This is a genomic window from Ferrovibrio sp. GW821-FHT12E11 (genome assembly GCF_058806975.1).
Map to the genome: position 1 here is coordinate 1071290 of NZ_JBXAQG010000001.1, position 20041 is coordinate 1091330.

The 20041-nt window shown below is 63.9% G+C and carries 19 protein-coding genes; 7 read left to right on the forward strand and 12 right to left on the reverse strand.

All coding sequences use genetic code 11. The features are described 5' to 3' along the window. Window positions 1–44 precede the first annotated feature (44 nt). The gene (gene ribA / locus AC1ROT_RS05315) at window positions 45–1157 is read right to left on the reverse strand and encodes a GTP cyclohydrolase II (protein ID WP_492997618.1); all 1113 of its coding nucleotides are present in this window, start codon (window positions 1155–1157) and stop codon (window positions 45–47) included. Here ribA and AC1ROT_RS05320 point away from each other — a divergent pair. The 5 genes from AC1ROT_RS05320 (at window position 1156) to AC1ROT_RS05340 (ending at window position 7416) form a co-directional block, all read left to right on the forward strand. Further along, on the forward strand, window positions 1156–2196 hold the full coding sequence (locus tag AC1ROT_RS05320; protein ID WP_492997619.1) for an alpha/beta hydrolase: 1041 nt from the start codon (window positions 1156–1158) through the stop codon (window positions 2194–2196). The two genes, ribA and AC1ROT_RS05320, sit on opposite strands and share 2 nt — an antisense overlap. A 78-nt stretch (window positions 2197–2274) precedes the next feature. Beyond that, complete coding sequence (locus AC1ROT_RS05325) at window positions 2275–4752, forward strand: patatin-like protein (protein WP_492997620.1); 2478 nt, start codon at window positions 2275–2277, stop codon at window positions 4750–4752. Window positions 4753–4829: 77 nt separating this feature from the next. Next, the gene (locus AC1ROT_RS05330) at window positions 4830–5714 is read left to right on the forward strand and encodes a peptidylprolyl isomerase (RefSeq protein WP_492997622.1); all 885 of its coding nucleotides are present in this window, start codon (window positions 4830–4832) and stop codon (window positions 5712–5714) included. Between the two features lie 21 nt (window positions 5715–5735). Then, window positions 5736–6971, forward strand: a complete 1236-nt coding sequence (argJ, locus tag AC1ROT_RS05335) for a bifunctional glutamate N-acetyltransferase/amino-acid acetyltransferase ArgJ (RefSeq protein ID WP_492997624.1) — start codon at window positions 5736–5738, stop codon at window positions 6969–6971. Next, entirely contained in the window at window positions 6952–7416 is a 465-nt protein-coding gene (locus AC1ROT_RS05340; protein WP_492997626.1) for a (deoxy)nucleoside triphosphate pyrophosphohydrolase, read from the forward strand. The genes argJ and AC1ROT_RS05340 overlap by 20 nt, the downstream gene beginning before the upstream one ends. On the opposite strand, the gene AC1ROT_RS05345 is transcribed toward AC1ROT_RS05340, so the two are convergent. Next, the gene (locus AC1ROT_RS05345; RefSeq protein WP_492997627.1) at window positions 7413–7847 is read right to left on the reverse strand and encodes a VOC family protein; all 435 of its coding nucleotides are present in this window, start codon (window positions 7845–7847) and stop codon (window positions 7413–7415) included. The genes AC1ROT_RS05340 and AC1ROT_RS05345 overlap by 4 nt on opposite strands. A gap of 74 nt (window positions 7848–7921) precedes the next feature. Here AC1ROT_RS05345 and AC1ROT_RS05350 point away from each other — a divergent pair, with 74 nt between their 5' ends. Beyond that, a complete protein-coding gene (locus tag AC1ROT_RS05350) occupies window positions 7922–8530 on the forward strand; it encodes a TetR/AcrR family transcriptional regulator (RefSeq protein ID WP_492997629.1) in 609 nt (202 codons plus the stop codon). Here the strand turns inward: AC1ROT_RS05350 and AC1ROT_RS05355 are convergent, their stop codons facing one another. Further along, window positions 8531–9436: a methyltransferase domain-containing protein gene (locus AC1ROT_RS05355; protein ID WP_492997631.1), complete on the reverse strand. Its 906-nt coding sequence runs from the start codon at window positions 9434–9436 to the stop codon at window positions 8531–8533. It lies immediately after the preceding gene. Between the two features lie 34 nt (window positions 9437–9470). Here AC1ROT_RS05355 and AC1ROT_RS05360 point away from each other — a divergent pair, with 34 nt between their 5' ends. After that, window positions 9471–10532, forward strand: a complete 1062-nt coding sequence (locus tag AC1ROT_RS05360) for a patatin-like phospholipase family protein (RefSeq protein WP_492969696.1) — start codon at window positions 9471–9473, stop codon at window positions 10530–10532. Here the strand turns inward: AC1ROT_RS05360 and AC1ROT_RS05365 are convergent. The 9 genes from AC1ROT_RS05365 to AC1ROT_RS05405 form a co-directional block, all read right to left on the reverse strand. Next, the gene (locus AC1ROT_RS05365) at window positions 10529–11161 is read right to left on the reverse strand and encodes a 2-dehydro-3-deoxy-6-phosphogalactonate aldolase (RefSeq protein ID WP_492969695.1); all 633 of its coding nucleotides are present in this window, start codon (window positions 11159–11161) and stop codon (window positions 10529–10531) included. The genes AC1ROT_RS05360 and AC1ROT_RS05365 overlap by 4 nt on opposite strands. After that, window positions 11158–12054, reverse strand: coding sequence for a 2-dehydro-3-deoxygalactonokinase (locus AC1ROT_RS05370; RefSeq protein WP_492997632.1), 897 nt, complete (start codon window positions 12052–12054; stop codon window positions 11158–11160). Before AC1ROT_RS05370 ends, AC1ROT_RS05365 begins: the two co-directional genes overlap by 4 nt. 6 nt (window positions 12055–12060) lie before the next feature. Beyond that, complete coding sequence (locus AC1ROT_RS05375) at window positions 12061–13134, reverse strand: ABC transporter ATP-binding protein (RefSeq protein WP_492969693.1); 1074 nt, start codon at window positions 13132–13134, stop codon at window positions 12061–12063. A 40-nt stretch (window positions 13135–13174) separates the two neighbouring features. Then, window positions 13175–14017, reverse strand: a complete 843-nt coding sequence (locus AC1ROT_RS05380) for a carbohydrate ABC transporter permease (RefSeq protein ID WP_492969692.1) — start codon at window positions 14015–14017, stop codon at window positions 13175–13177. Then, window positions 14014–14811 carry a carbohydrate ABC transporter permease gene (locus AC1ROT_RS05385; protein WP_492969691.1) on the reverse strand — a complete coding sequence of 266 codons (798 nt, stop codon included), beginning with the start codon at window positions 14809–14811 and terminating at the stop codon, window positions 14014–14016. The genes AC1ROT_RS05380 and AC1ROT_RS05385 overlap by 4 nt, the downstream gene beginning before the upstream one ends. A 101-nt stretch (window positions 14812–14912) precedes the next feature. Continuing rightward, on the reverse strand, window positions 14913–16283 hold the full coding sequence (locus AC1ROT_RS05390; protein ID WP_492969690.1) for an ABC transporter substrate-binding protein: 1371 nt from the start codon (window positions 16281–16283) through the stop codon (window positions 14913–14915). A 219-nt stretch (window positions 16284–16502) separates the two neighbouring features. Beyond that, entirely contained in the window at window positions 16503–18281 is a 1779-nt protein-coding gene (locus AC1ROT_RS05395) for an IlvD/Edd family dehydratase (RefSeq protein ID WP_492997633.1), read from the reverse strand. A 28-nt stretch (window positions 18282–18309) separates the two neighbouring features. After that, window positions 18310–19209, reverse strand: coding sequence for a DMT family transporter (locus tag AC1ROT_RS05400; RefSeq protein WP_492969688.1), 900 nt, complete (start codon window positions 19207–19209; stop codon window positions 18310–18312). A gap of 15 nt (window positions 19210–19224) precedes the next feature. Further along, window positions 19225–19932, reverse strand: coding sequence for a GntR family transcriptional regulator (locus tag AC1ROT_RS05405; RefSeq protein ID WP_492969687.1), 708 nt, complete (start codon window positions 19930–19932; stop codon window positions 19225–19227). Window positions 19933–20041: the final 109 nt, after the last annotated feature.

Consider the following 20041-nt stretch of genomic DNA (forward strand, 5'->3'; position numbering starts at 1 on the left):
GTTAGCCGGACCAGCGCCCAGCCCCGGCAATTCCTGCCGGGCCGTCAGAGATAGTGGCCGGACCGTTTGCGCTTGGCCGCCAGATAGGCCTCGTTATGGGCATTGGAGGGGAATTTATGCGGCACACGCTCGGCCACGGCGATGCCGCAGGCTTCCAGCCCCTTCACTTTTTCCGGGTTGTTGGTCAGCAGCCGCACGCTGTTGTAGCCCAGTCGCTGCAGCATCCGGGCCGCTGGCAGGAACCAGCGCTCGTCGGCATCGAAACCCAGCCGCTGGTTGGCATCAACGGTGTCGAAACCCTGATCCTGGAGCTGATAGGCGCGCAGCTTGTTGACCAGGCCGATACCGCGGCCCTCCTGGGCCAGATAGAGCAGGATGCCCCCGCCGGCCTCGGCAATGGTGCGCACCGCACCACGCAGCTGCTCGCCGCAGTCGCAGCGTAAAGACCCCAGCAGATCGCCGGTGAAGCATTCCGAATGCAGGCGCGCCAGCACCGGCCCGGTCGGGTCGGGGGCGCCGATCACCAGGGCAAAATGCTCCTGACGACCATCGGCCGGGCGGAACGCATAAAGCTGCGCGTCTTCCGCATCGATGACCGGCAGACGCGCCCGGCTGACCGGGGCAAGCGTCTCGGCGGCGGCAAGGTCATAAACCCCCACGGCCTCCCCGGGCACCGTGAGGATATCGGCCGGCAGCACGGTGTTGGCCGCGATCGGCAGATGCAGCGCGGCCGGCAGCAGATAGGCCGTCTTGGCCAGCTTGACCGCCAGAGCCGCCGAGGGCGGGGGTGCGGCCTTGATGCGAGTGAACGGTCCGCGCAGCGGTGCGGCGAGGTCGCGGCTGGCATCGGCCAGATCGCGGACCAGGGCAGCACGGCCGACCGCATCCACCGGCAGGTCATGCAGCGGTAACAGAATCATGTCATGCCCGGTCGGGCCGATATGCAGCACGGCGGCACGCGACGCCGGCAGAACCAGCGCCGCTTCCCCGCTGAGCGGCAGCACGGCATCCAGCATGGCCTCGGTCAGGGTCTCGGCGGCCAGCACCAGCACGCCTGCACCATCCGCCATGGTCAGGAGAACCGGGCGGCCGCGGCGCAGTTCATGGCCGGCACGGTCGACGGCAATGGCGGCAGCAGAATGGGAAAGCGTGGTCATGACCGATCCGATGTACGACTCTGGACGCAGCCCGGCAAGGCACCGGAGCCTGCCGGGGCTGTCCTGGCGGCCGAAACGGCCCGACCGTGACGCCGGTTACCCCAAGGAGAAGGTGTCGCCGAAACAGCCCGCCCCGCTCCCGCGCATGCCCAGCCTGCAGGCGCGCCTGATCGCACGGTTCCTGCGACGTCTGGTCAAGCCGCGTCAGGTTACCCCGGCCGATCTGCCGCTGATCCGCACCCTGATGGGAGCCTTCACCCGCAGCCGCCTGCCGCCCGGCGTGCGGGCCGAACGCGTCCGCGGCCCGGTGCCGGGGGAATGGCTGCATCCACGCCAGCCCCGACGCGGCCGGGCGCTGCTGTATCTGCATGGCGGCGGCTATATCGCCGGCAGCCCTGCCACCCATCGTGCCATCACCGCCCGGCTGGCCCTGCTGCTGCAGGTCAGCGTCTTTGTCCCCGACTACCGTCTGGCACCGGAGCATCCCTACCCTGCCGCCCTCCAGGATGCGGAAGCCGCCTGGCGCTGGCTGCTCGGCCTCGGCCTGCGTGCCGACCGGCTCTGGCTGGCTGGCGACTCCGCCGGCGGCGGTCTGGCGCTCGCCCTGATGCAGACCTGCCGGCGGCAGGGCATGCCATTACCCGCCAAAGCGGCACTCTTCTCGCCCTGGACCGACCTCACCTGCACCGCGCCGGCCCTGCAGGACAATGCCGGGCGTTGCGCCTGGTTCACGGCCGCACAGCTGCGCTTTGCCGCCGGGCTTTATGCTGCCAGTGCCGATTCCGCCCAGTCCGGTCTCTCCCCCCTGCATGGCGATTTCGCCGGTCTGCCGCCGATGATCCTGCATGTCAGCGATTCCGAATTGCTGCGCGATGATTCCCTGCATCTGGCCGAACGGGCCCGGACGGCGGGCACCGTGGTGCAACTGACGGTCTGGCATGGCCTGCCGCATGCCTGGCCGAATTTCGCCGGCCTGATGCCGGAGGCCGATGCCTGCCTGCGCGCGGTCGCCGCCAGTCTGACCGAAGCTGCCGCTTGAGCCGGCCCGCCACACAGGCCAGACTCCACGCGTAAGGAGCGAATCGCACAGGATGATTCGCCCGGACGGGAGCTGTGCTTGCAGGAAAAAGAACTGCGCTTCGCATTGGTGTGCTTCGGCGGTGTCTCGCTGGCCATCTACATGCACGGCGTCACCAAGGAAATCCTCAAGCTCGTGCGGGCATCGCGCGCCTATCACGCCCTGCCCAAGGGTCCGGCCCGTGAAACGGCACGCTTCGCCGACCACGTGCATCCCAGCGACACCGAATACGACAGCGAGCATGCCTATTTCGAACTGCTGCAGGAAATCGGCAAGCAGGTCGATCTTCGCGTCGTCGTCGACGTGATCTCCGGCGCATCGGCCGGTGCCATCAACGGCATCATCCTTGGCCGCGCGCTCGCGCATGATCTGCGCATCGACCATTTCCGCAATCTCTGGCTCCACGAGGCCGATGTCTCGCGCCTGCTCGATCCGAGCAAACGTGCCAGCCGGTTCAGCAAGGCCTACATGCGGCCGTTGCTGTGGCTGGCGGCCCGCTCGCGCTTTGGCCGGTTGCTGCTTGGCGATGGCGAGGTCCGCGAGAAAATCTCGCTGTTCACACGGTCGCGCTGGTTCCAGCCGCCGTTCGACGACCAGCATCTGCTGCGGCAGCTGCTCGCAGGCCTGGAGGCGATGGGCGATCCGGCCAAACCCGGCGAATCGCTGATGCCGGCGCAGCTGGCGCTCGACCTGTCGGTGACCATGACCGACTTCTATGGCTTCCTGCAGCATATTCCGATCCACGACCCGCCCTATGTGCAGGATCGCGAACACCGCCATGTGCTGCATTTCGGCTATCGCCGCTGGGCCAGCGGCGAGGAGCAGTCCGACTTCACCAGCAGCAACGCACCGGCGCTGGCCTTTGCCGGTCGCGCCACCTCGGCTTTTCCCGGCGCCTTTCCACCGGCGCAGCTGGCCGAAGTCGACCGTTTGCTGGCGCAGCAGAATCGGAAATGGGAAACCAAGCCGGCTTTCGTGGCCGCCAATTTCCAGGATTACCTGAAAGCCGGGCTGGATCCGGAGCTGACCTCCTTCGTCGATGGCGGCGTGCTGGCCAACAAACCCTTTGCCGCCGCCATGAAGGCGATCCGCGGTCGCCCGGCCTATCGCGAAGTCGACCGTCGCCTGGTTTACATCGATCCCCAGCCACTGCGCCCTGCACCGCCGCCGACCGGTCGCCTCCCGGGTTTTTTCCGCGTTTTGAAAGGCGCCCTGAGCGACATTCCGCGCAACGAACCGATTGCCGACGAGTTGATCTGGGTGAGCCAGTTCAACGAACAGGTCCGGCATCTGCGCGGCGTCATCGATGCCACCCAGCCGCAGATCGCCCGGCTGGTGGAAGAAAGCGCGCCGCAACATCTGGATGCGCCCTTAAGCGAAATGGAAGTGCGGCTGTGGCGCATGCAGGCCAGCGAGCGCGCCGTACGCGAGGCCGGCTTTGCCTATGAAGGCTATGTGCGGCTCAAGCTCGGGTCGGTGCTGGATTTCGTGACAACGCTGGTCTGCGCCGTCTGCGGCTACGGCGAACGTTCGGCCGAGGCGCTGTGGATACGGCAGGTTCTGCTGCACTGGGCCGAAGACCGCGAAGTCTGCCACACCATCTCGCATTTCGCCAAAGCCCGGCCCGGCGCCTCCATCGACACCCTTCCCGGCTGGGTGCGATTCCTGCTGCGCTTCGATGTCGCCTTCCGCCAGCGCCGCGTCAGCTTCCTGATCCAACGCCTCAACCAGCTTTACGGCAAGCTGGACGAGCCCGAACATCGGGGCCTGAAGACCGACCAGCTCGACCAGATGAAACGCGCGCTCTACGAAGCGCAGGGCACGCTGCGTCATTTCGATACCGCCGCCTGCCTGAGCGCCGACACCACAGAGCGCATCAAGACCCTGCTGTTTCGCCGCATCGACCGCCAGCAGGCGGAAAGGATCGACGAACGCGCCCTGGAATTCGCGCAGCAAAATCTCTCGTCCATCGATGCGATCGTCGATGCGATGGCTGCGGATATCGACCTGAACCGCCGCACCGACCAGCTGGATGCCCTGCTGGCCGAGCTGGCACCGGAAGACTGGAGCGTGGCGGCACGACGCGATCTGCTGGTCGGGTATATCGGCTTCCCGTTCTGGGACGTCCTGACCTTCACCATCACAAACTGGCGCGACCTGGGCGAGTTCAACGAAATCCGCATCGACCGCATCAGCCCGGAGGATGCCGTAGCGATCCGCCGGGGCAATACGCTGAAGGGCGTCAACCTTGGCCGTTTCGGCGGCTTCTTCAGCCGGGCGCACCGTGAGAATGACTATCTCTGGGGCCGCCTGCATGCCGTCGACCGCCTGATCGACATCGTCTACGACGCCGGCAGGGGGCACGATCAGGATGAAACCTTCGACCGTACCGATATCAAGCTGAAAGCCTTCCGCCTGGTGCTGGATCGCGAGGCCGCCAACCTGGCGGTCAGTCGCACGCTGGTCGCGGATCTCCGCCATGAACTGGATGCCATCGCTGCCGGAAAAGCCGCCTGAAACGCGGGTTCCGCGTCTTGTCCGGGCATGGAAAAACGCTATGCTCGGCCGCCTCCTCACATCAAGCGAGCTTCGCCGTGACCCGTTCGATCCGTTCTGCCCTCATCATCGCTGCCGCCATGCTGGCGCTGAGCCCCGTTGTGCTGGCGCAGCCGGCCGCCAAGAAGACTGCCGACGATCCGGTCGTGGCGCGCGTCAACGGCCAGCCGATCATGCGTTCGGCCGTGATCGACTTCTACAGCCAGCTGCCGCCGCAGATGGCCCAGATTCCGCTGGAGCAGATCCTGCCCGGCATCATCAATGAACTGACGGCGCGCAAGCTGCTGGGTGATGCCGCCGAGAAGGCCAAGCTGGGCGACGATCCGACCGTGAAGGCGCAGTTGCAGTCAGCCCGCGAGCAGGTGCTGCAGCAGGCCTATCTGGACCGCAAGGTGAAGGCTGAAGTGACCGATGCCAAGCTGCGCGCCCGCTACGACGAACTCATCAAGCAGCAGCCGCCGCAGGAAGAAGTTCACGCCCGTCACATCCTGACCGCCTCTGAGGCCGATGCCATGGCGGCGCTGGCCGAAGTGAAAAAGGGTGCCGATTTCACCGAAGTGTCGAAGAAGCGCTCCACCGGTCCGACCGCGGCCAGCGGCGGCGACCTTGGTTTCTTCACCAAGGACAAGATGGTGCCGGAATTCGCCGAAGCCGCCTTCAAGCTGCAGCCTGGCCAGGTGACCGAGACGCCGGTCAAGACCCAGTTCGGCTGGCACATCATCAAGGTGGAGGCGCGCCGCAAATCCGACCCGCCGAAATTCGAGGATGTGCGCGCGCAGGTCCAGGAGATGATGGCCGGCGAGGTTGTCGAGAAGATGGTGGCCGAGCTGCGCAAGACTGCCAAGGTCGAGCAGTATGACTGGGTACCGCCGGGCAGCAAGCTGCCGACGATCGCTCCGGCCGAACCGAAGAAAAAACCGTAAGACGACGTAAGGACGATATCGATGGCCGCGCATCCGGTTTCCCCGCTGGCACCGCAGAAGCAGCCCAGCCTGCCCGCGATTGCCGGTGCACAGCTTGCCACCGCCCTCTCGGGCATGCGCTACAAGGGGCGCGACGATCTGCTGCTGATCGAATTCGCCGCCGGCACCCAGGCCGCCGGCCTGTTCACGCGCTCCTCGATGCCGGGCGCTCCGGTGGAGTGGTGCCGTAAGGTGCTGCCCAACGGCGCGGCCCGCGCCCTCGTGGTCAATGCCGGCATCGCCAATGTCTTCACCGGCAAGGCTGGCGCCCAGGCCGTGAAAGCCACGGCTGACGGTGCCGCCAAGGCTGTCGGCTGCAAAGCGACGGAAGTCTATCTCGCCTCCACCGGCGTGATTGGCCAGATCCTGCCGGCCGACAAGATCGTGGCACAGATGCCGAAACTGAAAAGCGGGTTGAAGACCGATGGCTGGATGGCCGCCGCCCGGGCGATCATGACCACCGACACCTTCCCCAAGCTGGCCACCGCCACCTGCAAGATCGATGGCAAGACGGTGACCATCAATGGCTTCTGCAAGGGCTCAGGGATGATCGCGCCCGACATGGCGACCATGCTGGCCTTCCTGGTTACCGACGCCAAGCTGCCAGCCGAGACATTGCAGGCCCTGCTCAAGGGGGCCAACAACCAGAGCTTCAACTGCCTCACTGTCGATGGCGATACCTCGACCTCGGATACTGTGCTGCTGTTCGCCACCGGCAAGGCCGGCAACGCGCCGCATGCCAAGGCGTCCGACAAGCGGCTGGCTGATTTCCGCCGTGCGCTCACCGATGTGATGGGCGAGCTGGCGCAGCTGATCGCGCGCGATGGCGAAGGCGCGCAGAAGCTGGTGACCATCAACGTCACCGGCGCCAAGAGCGATGCCTCCGCCCGCATCATGGCGCGGGCGATTGCCAATTCGCCGCTGGTGAAGACGGCGATTGCCGGCGCCGACGCCAACTGGGGCCGCATCATCATGGCGGTGGGCAAGTCGGCCGAGCCGGCCAACCGCGACAAGCTGGTGATCAAGATCGGCGGCAAGGCCGTGACCAAGAACGGCATGGTGCGCCCCGATCATGACGACGCGGCGGCGACCAAGCATTTCAAGAGCCAGGATGTGCGGATCGATGTCGACGTTGCCGTCGGCAAGGGTGCAGCGCGCGTCTGGACCTGTGACCTGACGCACGGCTACATCGACATCAATGCCGACTATCGCAGCTGACGACCCGCTCTGCCCCGGCGACGCTGCGGCGTTGCTGGCACCCAAGCCGGTGGTTCTGGTCGTCGCGGCCGCCCTGGTCGATCAGGACGGCCGTGTTCTGCTGACCCAGCGCCCGCCCGGCAAGAAACTGGCCGGCATGTGGGAGTTTCCCGGCGGCAAGGTGGAAAAGAACGAGACGCCGGAAGCAGCCCTGGTGCGCGAACTGCACGAAGAGCTGCATCTGGATATCAGCGCCGCCTGCCTGGCGCCGTTCGCCTTCGCCAGTCATGCCTATGACGACTTCCACCTGCTGATGCCGCTTTATGTCTGCCGGCGCTGGGCCGGCCAGCCGCAGCCGCGCGAGGGCCAGGCCATGAAATGGCTGCGCCCGATCAAGATGCGCGAGCTGGAGATGCCGCCGGCCGACCTGCCACTGGTCGCCATGCTGCGCGACCTGCTCGACTAGCCTGAAATCCGGTCCAGCACGTCGGGCGCATACTGGGCAGCGAATTCAGCCGATGGCGGAATCGGTCGGATCACATCCACCAGCACCCCGTTCGGGTCGGCCACGATGAAATGCCGCTGGCCGAAGTCTTCATCGCGCAGCGTCAGGCGGATATCTAGGCCGCCCGCACGGGCGCGTTCATATTCGGCATCCACATCCTCGACCTCGAAATTGAGCAGCAGGCCCTGCGCCGGTTTGCGATAGCCTTCCGGAATGGTCGGATGGGTATGGTCCAATATGGCAAGATGGACGCGCGAATCGGTCTGGCTGGTGAGATGCACATACCAGTCGCTTTCAAAGGCCGGCGCGAAGCCGAAATGGGTTTCATAGAACGCGCGGGTCTGGGCGAGCTTGGTCGTGCAGATCACGGGATAATAGCTGGTGAGTTTCATGAGGACACTCCGGGTTATGGCAATGGGGGTTGACGTGACCGGTCGAGCCGGATATAAACATACAGGCTGTATGTATGCAAGAAAAACGTCAGAGCAAGGCTGAAAAACACGCGGCGACCCGGGCGGCCCTGCTGACCACCGCGCGCGCGCTGTTTGCCGAGAAGGGCTATGCCGCCACCGGCACCGAAGAGGTGGTGGCGCAGGCCAATGTCACGCGTGGCGCGCTGTACTATCACTTCGCCGACAAGCAGGCGCTGTTTGCCGCGGTGGTCGAGCAGGTGGCGCAGGAGGTTCTGGTCGAAATCGAACGCGCCGCTGCCAGGGCGAAATCCCCGCTCGAGGCGCTGGTGAAGGGCAGCCATGCCTTCATGGATGCCTGCCTCGAACCCGGCGCACGGCAGATCTACCTGATCGACGCCCCGTCGGTGATCGGCTGGCAGAAATGGCGCGAGATCGATGCCCGCCATGGCATGGGCTCTCTGCGGCAGGGCGTTGAGGCGGCGCTGGCTGATCTGCCCCGCGGTCAGCGGCTGCCGCCGGAAGCCCTCACCTATCTGCTGAGCGGTGCGATGAACGAGGCCGCGCTCTGGCTGGCCGAAGCCAAGGATGAAGCCGCCGCCCGCAGGGCTGCCGATGCGGTTCTGCAGCGCATCCTGGAGCTACTTTTCACGCCTGATGGCTGATCAGTAGCCTTTGGGCGGTCCGCCGACCGGATGCGCCACAGTGCCGAGCGCATCCGACAGGCGCGTGGTCGCCTGCCCCGGCCGCAACGGCTTCTGCTGGCTGTCATGAGGCGACCAGCCGGTCAGCGCGATCATCTCGAAGCTGGCCGGAATGCGGCCTTCGGTATCCGCATAAGTCTGCTGGTACAGTTCTGCCATGCGCAGCAGGGTGGCCCGGCGCGTGAAGGCCTTGCGCCGGCCGAGCGCGGCATTGGTCTCACCCATGCCGCGCAGGTCCTGCATCAGACGAAAGGCATTGCCGTATGTCACGGGGATCACTTCGCTGTCGGCGACTGGCAGGGCAAAGCCGGCGCGCTGCAGCAGGGCAGCGGCATCCAGTGTTTCCGCCATCGGCGAAACACGCGGACTGACGCCCCCTTCCAGCTCGGATTCTGCCGCCAGCCAGGATTGCCGCAACTCGGTGAGAGTCGAGCCCCCCAGCATGGCGCCAAGGAAAAGGCCATCGGGTTTCAGCACGCGGCGAATCTGGATCAGCGCACCCGGCAGATCGTTGATCCAGTGCAGGTTGAGCAGCGCGATCACGAGGTCGAATTTCTGCGCGGCGAACGGCAGGAATTCCTCATCGCCGACAACATGCGGGCCCCGGTGCGCTTGCTGGCCGGCGACCGCATCCATGCCAACCAGCGTTTCGATGCCACCGCGTCCCTGCAGGCGCGCTTCCAGCCAGGCCGCATCGCAGCCCTGAACAAGGGCCAGCGGAAAGCTGCGGCGGATATCATCCAGGCGATCGAGCAGGCGATCGGCCACGGCAGCACGCAGGAAATCGTAATCCCCGCCCTTGCGGGCCACCCGCTGGCGATGACGCCGCTTGGCGCTGCGATCGAAGACCTGCATAGTGTCGGACATCGCTGCATTTTGACACGGGCATGACGACCTCGCCATGGCGGCACCGGAAAAAATTGCCAAGAAACCGGCAGCGCGTCGGACCGTAAAGCGCAAGCCTCTGAACCTGGCGCTTCAGGGCGGCGGCACCCATGGCGCCTTCACCTGGGGTGTCCTGGATCGACTGCTTGAAGAAGACTGCTTCGACTTCGAGGGCATCAGCGGCACTTCGGCCGGCGCCATGAATGCGGCCGTGATGGCGCATGGACTGGCGAAAGGCGGACCGGAAGCGGCACGCCAGAGCCTGCATGACTTCTGGCGGCAGGTCGCCGATGCCGCCGCCCTGTCGCCATTCCGTCCGACCCTGCTCGACCACTGGTTCAAATTCGGCGGCATCGATTATTCACCCAGCTATCAGCTCATGGAGCTGAGCACCAAGCTCGCCTCGCCCTACCAGAGCAATCCGAACAACAAGAATCCGCTGCGCGATATTCTGGAAGCAACCATAGACTGCAAGGCGCTGCAGGACTGCACGGCGGTCAAGCTGTTCGTCTGCGCCACCGATGTGCTGGAAGGCAAGATCAAGGTTTTTCAGAATCAGGAACTCAGCCTCGACGCCCTGCTAGCCTCAGCCTGTCTGCCGCAACTGTTCCAGGCCGTGAAGATCGGCCGCAGTTATTACTGGGATGGCGGTTTCATGGGCAATCCACCGATCTATCCCATCATCTACAACTGCGATTGCCGCGATGTCCTGATCGTCCAGATCAACCCGATGCGCATTCCCGAGGTGCCGAAAACGCCGCAGACCATCCTCGATCGCGCCAACACCCTCAGCTTCAATTCCAGTCTGGTGCGCGAAATGCGCGCCATCGCCTTCGTCAGCAAGCTGCTCGACTCAGGGTTCGATGATGGCGGCCGCCTCAAACGCATGCTGATCCACACTGTGGATGCCGAGGAACAGCTGGCGCGTTACGGCGCCACCAGCAAATACAATGTCGACTGGGATTTCCTGCAAAGCCTGTTCACGCTGGGCCGTCGGCAGGGCGGCACCTTCCTGCGCAAGCATTTCGATGTCGTCGGCAAAGCCTCCAGCACCGATATTACCGCCAGGTTCCTCTAGGCGGCCTTCGCCGGCTGCAGAACGCGCATCACGGCACGGGCACGCTTGGCCACCTTCTGCGGCGTAAAGCCGGGCTTATAAATCGAACTGCCCAAGCCGAAACCGGCCGCCCCGGCCTCGAACCAGGCATCCATGTTATCGGCATTGATGCCACCGACCGGCAGGATCGGCATGGTGGGCGGCAGCACGGCGCGCAGGCTTTTCACCACCGCCGGCGAAAAGGCCTCGGCCGGAAACAGCTTCAGCGCATCGGCGCCGGCATGGATCATGGCGAAGGCTTCGGTCGGCGTGGCGAAGCCAGGCACCGCCACCATGTCGAGCACCTTGGCCTTGTGCACCACATCCGCGCAGGCATGCGGCGCCACGATCAGCTGGCCGCCGGCCTGGCAGATGCGCTTCACATTGGCCGGATCGACCACGGTGCCGGCGCCGATCAGCGCTTCGCCGCCATAGCGCTTGGCCAGCGCCTTGATGCTGGTCAGCGGCTCGGGCGAATTCATCGGCACTTCGATGATGCGGATGCCGGTTTCGATCAATGCGGCGGCAATATCCACCACTTCTTCTGGTTTGACGCCACGCAGGATGGCGATAAAGGGACAGCTGCGCAGCCAGGTATTGAAATCAATCATGGCATTCTCCCTTGCAGCAGCTGGCCCAGACGGAAAAGACCGCGGGCCGCCGCATGGTCCGGCGCGATATCGGCTGCAATGCCAAGGAGGGCAAAGGCGTTCCGGTAACGCGACGCCAGAGCGCCGGTTCCGACAATCATCACACGACCGACCCAGTCTGTCCCGCGCAATTCGTGGCCGATCAGGATGCCGGACAGGTAATCCGCACCTGCTGCAGCGCACACTTCATTGAACAGCCGCCGTGTGCGCACACCGAAAAGATGGTGCAGCAAACCGCCCGGCTGACCCGACCGTGCGATGCCATCGGCAAAGGCCGCAGCCGCGGTATCAGGGTCCGCAGTCTGTTCAGGAGCCAGCATCGCGGCGATCAGGCCATGGCTTTTGAGCTGGGCGAAAATCTCCCCGGTCATCGCCGTGGCAAATCCGGCGATACGACCGTCTTTCACATGGACATGCTTGGAATGGGTGCCCGGCAAACAGATGGTGGCATCCTGTGCATGATCCAGGCCGAAGATCTGCATCTCCTCGCCACGCATCACATCGGGAATGCCCGCGGGCGTGCGACAGGACAGGCCGGGCACGATCTGCGCCATACGCCCGTGCCCCAGTTCGACCTGGCAGAGCTTGGCAGCGAGATCAGTCAGATTGGCCGGGCAGGCAGCGTAAGGCGCTTCACGCCAGCCCTGGCGGCTGCCGACCATGCCGGAAAGCAGAACCGGTACATCTGGCTCGGCATCCAGCCAATCGCCGATCTGATCGCGCAGCACGGCGACATAGTCGGTCGGTGTCAGACTGGCGATGCCGGACACGGCCATGCGGATATCAAGAATGCTGCCGTCAGAGCCAAGCCGGTAGGCCCGGAACCCGCTACTGCCCCAGTCGACCGCGATCACGGGCGATCACGCCGCCAGGCGCTTGCCCGTTCCGGCATCGAAGAGATGCACCCGATCCTGCTGCGGCACAAAATGCACCGTGCTGCCCGGGCTGAAGCTGCGCCGCTCGCTGAAAACGCCGCAAACCTGCGCACCGCTCAGATCGGCATAGACGAAGGTGTTGGCGCCCGTGGGCTCGACCACGCCTATCGTCACCGGCAGGCCGCTGTGATCGGAAGGCGAAAGATGTTCGGGGCGGATGCCATAGACCACCGGCTGCCCATCCTGGCCCGCCGCCGCGCCATCCAGCGGCAGATCGATTCCCGCTTCGGTCGCCACCCAGTTGCGGCCGCCATCGCGGCGCAGCGTGCCCCGGATCAGATTGATCGCCGGCGAGCCGATAAAGCCGGCCACAAAGAGGTTATTCGGACGGTCGTAAAGATCGAGCGGCGTGCCGACCTGCTCGACGATGCCGTCATGCATCACCACGATACGGTCGGCCATGGTCATGGCTTCGATCTGATCGTGGGTGACATAAATCGACGTCGTCCGGAGCTGCTGATGCAGCGCCTTGATCTCGGTGCGCATCTGCACCCGCAGCTTGGCATCCAGGTTGCTGAGCGGTTCGTCGAACAGGAAGACCTGCGGATTGCGGACGATGGCGCGCCCCATGGCAACGCGCTGCCGCTGGCCGCCCGACAGCTGCTTGGGATAGCGATCCAGCAGTTGCCCCAGGCTGAGAATCTGCGCCGCACGCTCCACCCGCTCGGCAATGATCGGCTTTTCGGCTTTCCGCAGCTTCAGCGAGAAGCCCATGTTCTCGCGCACTGTCATATGCGGATAGAGCGCATAATTCTGAAACACCATGGCAATGTCGCGGTCTTTCGACGCCACGTCGTTGACCACCCTGTCGCCGATGCGGATATGGCCGCCGGTGATTTCTTCCAGCCCGGCAATCATGCGCAGTAGCGTCGACTTGCCGCAGCCCGAAGGCCCGACCAGAACGACGAACTCGCCATCCGGAATCTTGATGTCGATACCGTGGATGACTTCCAGGGCGCCGTAGCGCTTGCGCACAGCCTCAACACTCACACTCGCCATGTCTAACTCCCTGTTACTCTTCTTGTCTTTATCTTCCGCGTCAGGACTTCACTGCCCCCGCAGTGAGCCCCGCCACCATGTAGCGGCGGAAGGCGTAATAAACCGCGGCCGGCGGCAGCGCATAGATGATGCCGGTCGCCATCAGCAGATTCCATGGTGCGTCGTCGGTGCTCAGGAAGTGTCCCAGCGCCACCGACAGCGTGATCTCGGTTTCCGCCGACAGCAGCAGGAAGGCATAGAGATACTCGTTCCAGGCCAGCAGCAACGCGTAAGTACCGATGGCCACCATCGAAGGCATCATCAGCGGCAGGTAGATCAGCCAGAAAATCTGGATCGGACTGGCGCCGTCGATACGGGCCGCCTCGTCCAGCTCATAGGGCAGCTTGTCGGCATATTGCCGCAGCATCCAGATCGCGTAAGGGCTGGCGAAGGTGACCATGGTGAGGATCAGCGACCAGCGACTGCCGAGCAGACCGTACTGTCCCATGGTCGTATACATCGGGATGGCCAGGAAGGCGGCCGGGATCAGATAAGTGAGCAGCGCCATATTCGACACGGTTTCGCCGAAACGCACCTTCAGGCGGCTAATGGCGAAACTGGCACAGGTGCCAACCGCCAGGGTCAGAACGGCGACCGCGACGGCAACCAGCGCGGAATTCCAGAGCTGGGTCCAGAAATGGCCGAGAAAGTAATGCCCCTGAGTCAGCACGGTCTTGTAATTGTCGAGTGTTGGCGCTTTCGGCCAGACCGCCCCGGCAAAGGCCTCGGCCTGGGGCGTGATCGACATGACGAAGAGGTGGTAAATCGGAATCAGGGTCCAGATCAGGATCAGGACCGCGACCAGCATCAGCCGCGCCTCATCGAAAGCCTTGCGGATATTCATTGGTTGTCTCCGCGCAGGCGACGCACCATCAGAACCACAATCGGCACCATGAACGGCAATGCCACGATCACGGTCGCGACGCCGGAGCGGATTTCACTCATGCCGAAAGCATAGCGGATACCGAGCGTGGCCAGAACCTGTGTGGAGTCGGCCGGGCCGCCGCCGGTCAGCAGGTAGATCGAGTTGAAATCGCCCAGCGTCCAGATGGTCGAAAGCAGCGTGGAGGTGATGTACATGTTCCGCACGCCGGGGAAGGTGATGTAGAGGAATTTCTGCAGGCCACTGGCGCCATCCACATCGGCCGATTCATAGAGATCTTTCGAGATGGTCAGCCGGGCGGCGACCAGGATCAGGGTCCAGAACGGCAGGTATTTCCAGATATGGATGGTGATGATCGAGCCCAGACCATAGGTGCGGTCGAGCAGCCAGCCCGGTCCATCCTGGAGAGTGAACTGGAAGATCAGTGAATTGATCATGCCCCACTCCGCATTCAGCATCCAGCGGAAGGACAGGATGGTGGGAATGGATGGGATCGCCCAGGGCAGGATGAAGATGAAGCTGATCCAGCGAATCCAGCGGCGCTCGTGCACGAAGAATCCGGACAGCAGCAGAGCCAGCATCAGTTTGATATTCACTGCCAGCCCGAGGAAAATCACGGTGTTGGCGAGCGTGCGCAGGAAAATCGGGTCGTCGAAGATCCGGTTATAGGCCCGCGCGTCCGTGCCAAGATAAATCCCGTATCCGACCGGGAACAGCACGAAGGTCAGGAAAATGGCGATGTAGGGGATCAGCATGATGATCCCCCAGGTAGCCTCAGCCGATAAACGGCCAGAGCGGTGGGAGGGCGCGACGTCTTGCGCGATTGATACCATCGTCGCGGCCCTCCCGTTACGCGTCAGCTCTTAACCAGGACCTTGATACGGGCGATCATTTCATCGACCGCCTGTTCCGGGCTGATCTTGTCGCCGGCGACGCGCGCAATGGCACGGCCCCAGACATTCTCAGCGTTGATCGTGGTGAAGTGATAGTCATAGACGAACTGGAAGGGGATCGTGCCTTCCTTGATGAACTGCTGGTAGACCTGCTTGCGGTGCGGGTCTTTGCCATCGGTCCAGAACGGACGCTCCGCACCCGCCTTGGTCACGGTGAACCAGCGGCCCAGCGCGCCTTCGACGAAGGGATTGAGGTTCTCGTCTTCCAGCAGCATGGCGAGGAACTGCTTGCCCAGCGCCTTCTGCTTGGCATCGGCGAACACCACGGCGGTCTTCACCGCGGCGAGGTTCGGCAGCGTGCCGCCATCGGGCTTTTTCGGCCAGCCGGCGGTCTGGATCAGCGTCTCGTAGTTGATCTTCGCCTGGGCATCGCCCTTGTTGGCATTGTCCAGGTGCGACGACGGGATCGAGATGGTCGCGTTATGCGTCATCACGGTCGTCTTGTTGTGGAAGTTGACGTTGTTGTCTGTATCGGTCCAGGTCACCGAGGACGGCGGCGTGCAACCCTTGAGGTTGACGTCGGCGTAATCCTTCAGCGCATTAACCAGGCCCTGCTTCACCTTCGGGTTATCGACCGTCAGGTTGCCGTCCTTGTCGACCGGCGACGCGTCATAGGCGTTCACGAAGGTCAGGAAGCTGTAGAAGGTGTCGCTGGCGGCGATCGAGCTGGGATGGCCGATGCCGTAAACGCGCTTGCCCTTGGCACGCAGGGCCGGCTGCACCTTGTCGCACCAGAAGCCCCAGTAGCCCTTCCAGTCGGTCGGGATGTCTGTAACCTTGAAGCCGGCATCCTCGATCATGTCCTTCCAGTAGAAGGTATGAATGGTCTGCTGCTGCACCGGCATGGCGTAATAGGCGCGCTTCTTGGTGGTGGCATTGTTCAGCCACACCGTCTCCAGCGTACCGGGCAGGAACTTGTCCTTGATCGGCGTGATGATGTCGGTCAGATCTTCGATCTTGTTGTCATTCGCCCACTTGCCAGTGGTGCGGAAATCGTAGGTGGTGCCGAAGCCCACATCCGGCGGCGAGCCGGCTTCGACGGCGCTGACCGTCTTGGTGATCATGTCCTCGGTGCTGAACAGGCTGAGCTGCACCTTGGCATTATGCTTCTTTTCGAAACGCTCGATGAAGGCGAACAGCGCCTTGTCTTCAGCTTCGTAGAAACCCTTGGTAAACCAAACCGTCAGCTGCTGCTGGGCCGCAGCAGGCGTCGCGAAGGACGCCATACCGGCCAGAGCAGTCGTCGCCAGAATCAATCCTAATGCTTTACGCATCTTCTCGGTCCTCCCTGAACCACAGACCCGTTGTGGGTTCTGCTATGCCGTTCAATGCAACGTCGGCTAGCCGACGTTGCATCTCATATATCAGTTTAGCCAGCCCTCCCGGCCCTGCCAAGTGTCATTCGTGCGAAATCCGCACGCGACTTTCGGCTGGTGTCCCGCCCAGACACGTTCAACCTGTGGCGAAGCTGTGTCCGGGCTGCAAACGGCGGCTCAATGGTTATGCCGCGGCACGCCGAAGGTTTCGGCGATCTTCTGGTAGTCGGTGGCGAAGTCCAGGCAGCCGCCTGTGGACAACTGGCCGACATACTTGCGCTGCAACTCCTGCCACGGCGTCTGGTTGACGAGTTTGGGCGGCACCCAGGCCTTGCGCCGACGATCCAGCTCGTCTTTGGAAATCATGATGTCGGCACTGCGCTTGTTCAGGTCGATGCGGATTTTGTCGCCGGTCTGCAGCAGGGCGAGGCCGCCGCCAATGGCCGCTTCCGGCGATGCATTGAGAATCGACGGACTGCCCGAAGTCCCGCTCTGGCGACCATCCCCGATGCAGGGCAGCAGGTTGATCCCCTGTTTGACTAGACGGTCGGGCGGCAGCATGTTGACCACTTCGGCCGCGCCGGGATAGCCGATCGGACCGGTATTGCGAATCACCAGAATGCTGTTTTCATCGATGGGCAGGACCGGATCGTTGATCCGCGCGTGATAATCCTCCGGTCCTTCGAAGACGATAGCGGTGCCCTCGAACGCATTCGGGTCGCCAGGCCGTTCCAGATACTTCTTGCGGAATTCCGCCGAGACCACCGAGGTCTTCATCACGGCGGACTCGAACAGGCTTCCCGAAAGCACAGCGAAACCGGCTTCCGGCAGCATCGGCTTGGCATAGGGCCAGATCACATTGCGGTCTTCACAGATCGCTGCCTTCACATTCTCGCCCATGCTCTTGCCATTCACGGTCAGGGCATCGGCATGCAGCTTGCCGGCTTCCAGCAGCTCGCGCATCACCACCGGCACACCGCCGGCATGATGGAAGCCTTCGCCCAGATGCTCGCCGGCCGGCATCAGGTTGACCAGCAGCGGGATGTCGTAGCCGACCTTGTCCCAGTCCGTCACATCCAGTTCGACACCCATATGGCGGGCGATCGCGTTCAGATGCGGCGGGCAGTTGGTGGAGGCGCCGAGCGCACTGGCCGCCACGATGGCATTCTCGAAGGCCTTGCGGGTCATGATCTGCGAGGGCTTGAGATCCTCATGCACGATCTCGACGGCGCGGCGGCCGGTCTCGTAGGCCATCTGGGCGCGCTCGCGATAGGGCGCCGGGATCGAGGCGCAGCCGGGCAGCGACATGCCCAGCGCCTCGGCCATGCTGTTCATCGACAGCGCCGTGCCCATGGTATTGCAGTGACCCGGGCTGGGCGCCGAGGACGCCACCATCTCGAGGAACTGGTCGTAGTTGATGCGGCCGGCCGCCAGCTCCTGGCGCGCGAACCACACGACGGTGCCCGAACCGGCGCGCTGGCCCTTGTACCAGCCATCCAGCATCGGACCGCCCGAGAGCACAATGGCCGGAATATCCACGGTGGCCGCCGCCATCAGCATGCCCGGCGTGGTCTTGTCGCAGCCGGTGGTCAGCACCACGCCGTCGATCGGATAGGAATACAGCAGCTCGGCCAGCGTCAGATACAGCAGGTTGCGGTCCAGCGCCGCCGTGGGCCGCTTGCCGGTTTCCTGGATCGGATGGGTCGGGAATTCGAACGGAATGCCGCCGGCATCGCGGATGCCTTCGCGCACACGCTTGGCCAGCTCGATATGGTGGCGGTTGCAGGGCGACAGGTCGCTGCCTGACTGGGCGATGCCGATGATCGGCTTGCCGCCACGCAGCTCGGCCAGCGTCAGGCCGAAATTCAGGTACCGCTCCAGATACAGGGCGGTCATGCCCGGATCATGGGGATTGTCGAACCATTCGCGGCTGCGCAGGCGTTTCTTCTCGGTCATGTCGGGCTCCCTCGAACCAAATCGTACTTTACGTCTTCTTGATCTGCCTCTCGCGATGCAGAACGAACAGTCCGCTGGCGACGATAATAGCGGCGCCCAGCAACATCAGCGGCGTGGGCAGGTCGGCGAAGAAAATCCAGCCGAGCAGGATCGCCCAGAGCAGAGAGGTATAGGTGTAGGGCACCACCACGGCGGCCGGCGTCAGCCGCAGGCCCTGGTTGATGCAGGCATGCGCAGCCGTCGCCACCACGCCGATCAGCACCAGATAGGCGATACCCTGCAGGTCGATCGCTTCCCAGCCCCAGGGCAGGGTCAGCAGGCCGGCGGCCCCGACCGCCAGCGTGTGATAGACGATCATCGACAGCGCGCCGGTGGCACGAAGCTGCCGGGTGACGACCATCATCAGCGCATAGGCTGTAGAACCGGCGAGTGCGATCAGGGCCGGCGCGGTGAACACGCCGCCTTCCGGCTGCAGCACCAGCAGCACGCCGATGAACCCGAATCCGACTGCCAGGCCGCGACGCCAGCCGACCGTCTCCCCCAGCAACGGGATGGCAAGAACGGTCACGATCAGCGGCGTGGCCTGGTAAACCGACATCACGTCCGCCAGAGGCAGATAGCGGACGGACATGTAGAAACAGGCCACCTCGGCCACGATCAGCAGCAACCGCAGCACCTGACGGCCCGGCTGCGCCAGCACGAAGGTCTCGCGCCAGCCGGCCTTGTGAATCATCGGCAGCAGCACGACCAGCGCCGCCGCAGACCGGATGAACAGCAGCTGGCCGACCGCCACGCTGGCGATCATCCATTTGCCCAGAGCATCGTTAAAGGTGAAGAGCGCCGTGCCCAGCAGCATGAAGGCGATGCCGCGCCAGTGCCCGGCCGCCTCGATGCCTGCGGCAGTTCCGCCCAGGCTGCGCTCAGCCATGATACACCCGCATGATCAGCCGCTCTTGCGCTCCCGGCCGCGCGCCTGCTCCTGCAGGATGATCTGGTAATCGCGCGAGGCCGCCCGGATATGAACACCCAGCAGGTTCAGCGCCTTGGTGCGTTCCTTGGCGCGCAGCAGCTTGACGATATTCTGATGCTCGGCAAGCGAATCCCCCACCGTGCGTTCTTTCGAGGTAACGCGGGCGCGCAACGCCTGGATTTTCATCTCAAGCTGCTGATGCGCCTGGGTCAGGAAGCGGTTGTTGGCCCGGGCCAGGATATGCAGATGGTATTCCGTATCCAGCCGGCGATAGGCCGGCATGTCGCCATCCTGCACCGCCTTGGCCATGCGGCGCACATTCTGCTCCAGCGCCTCGACCAGCCCGGGCTCATCGTTGGCCAAGGCATCGCGCAGGGCCGCCGATTCCAGGATCACGCGATACTGGCACATCTCGGCCGCCTCTTCCGGCGCCAGCGAGAATACAAAACTGCCACGCTGCGGCTGGATATCCACCAGACCTTCCAGTTTGAGCTGCAGCAGCGCCTCGCGAACTGGTGTCTTGGAAATGCCCAGCTGTGCCGCCAGCACGTTTTCCGACAGCGCCTCGCCCATCATTAATTCGCCATTGGTGATCCGCGAACGGACGTGATCCTTGACCAGTTCGGTGAGGGATTTCGGACGCTCAAGCCGCGTGGTGCGGGCGGCGGTGGTTTTTGCCATGACGAGACCTTGTTTCCTGCCAGATCGCACCGTAGCAGCGCCACTGGACCGCCTCAAGTTAATATCTGATATGTCAGATGACTTGCTCCCGTCGCCCCTGTCAGCTAGG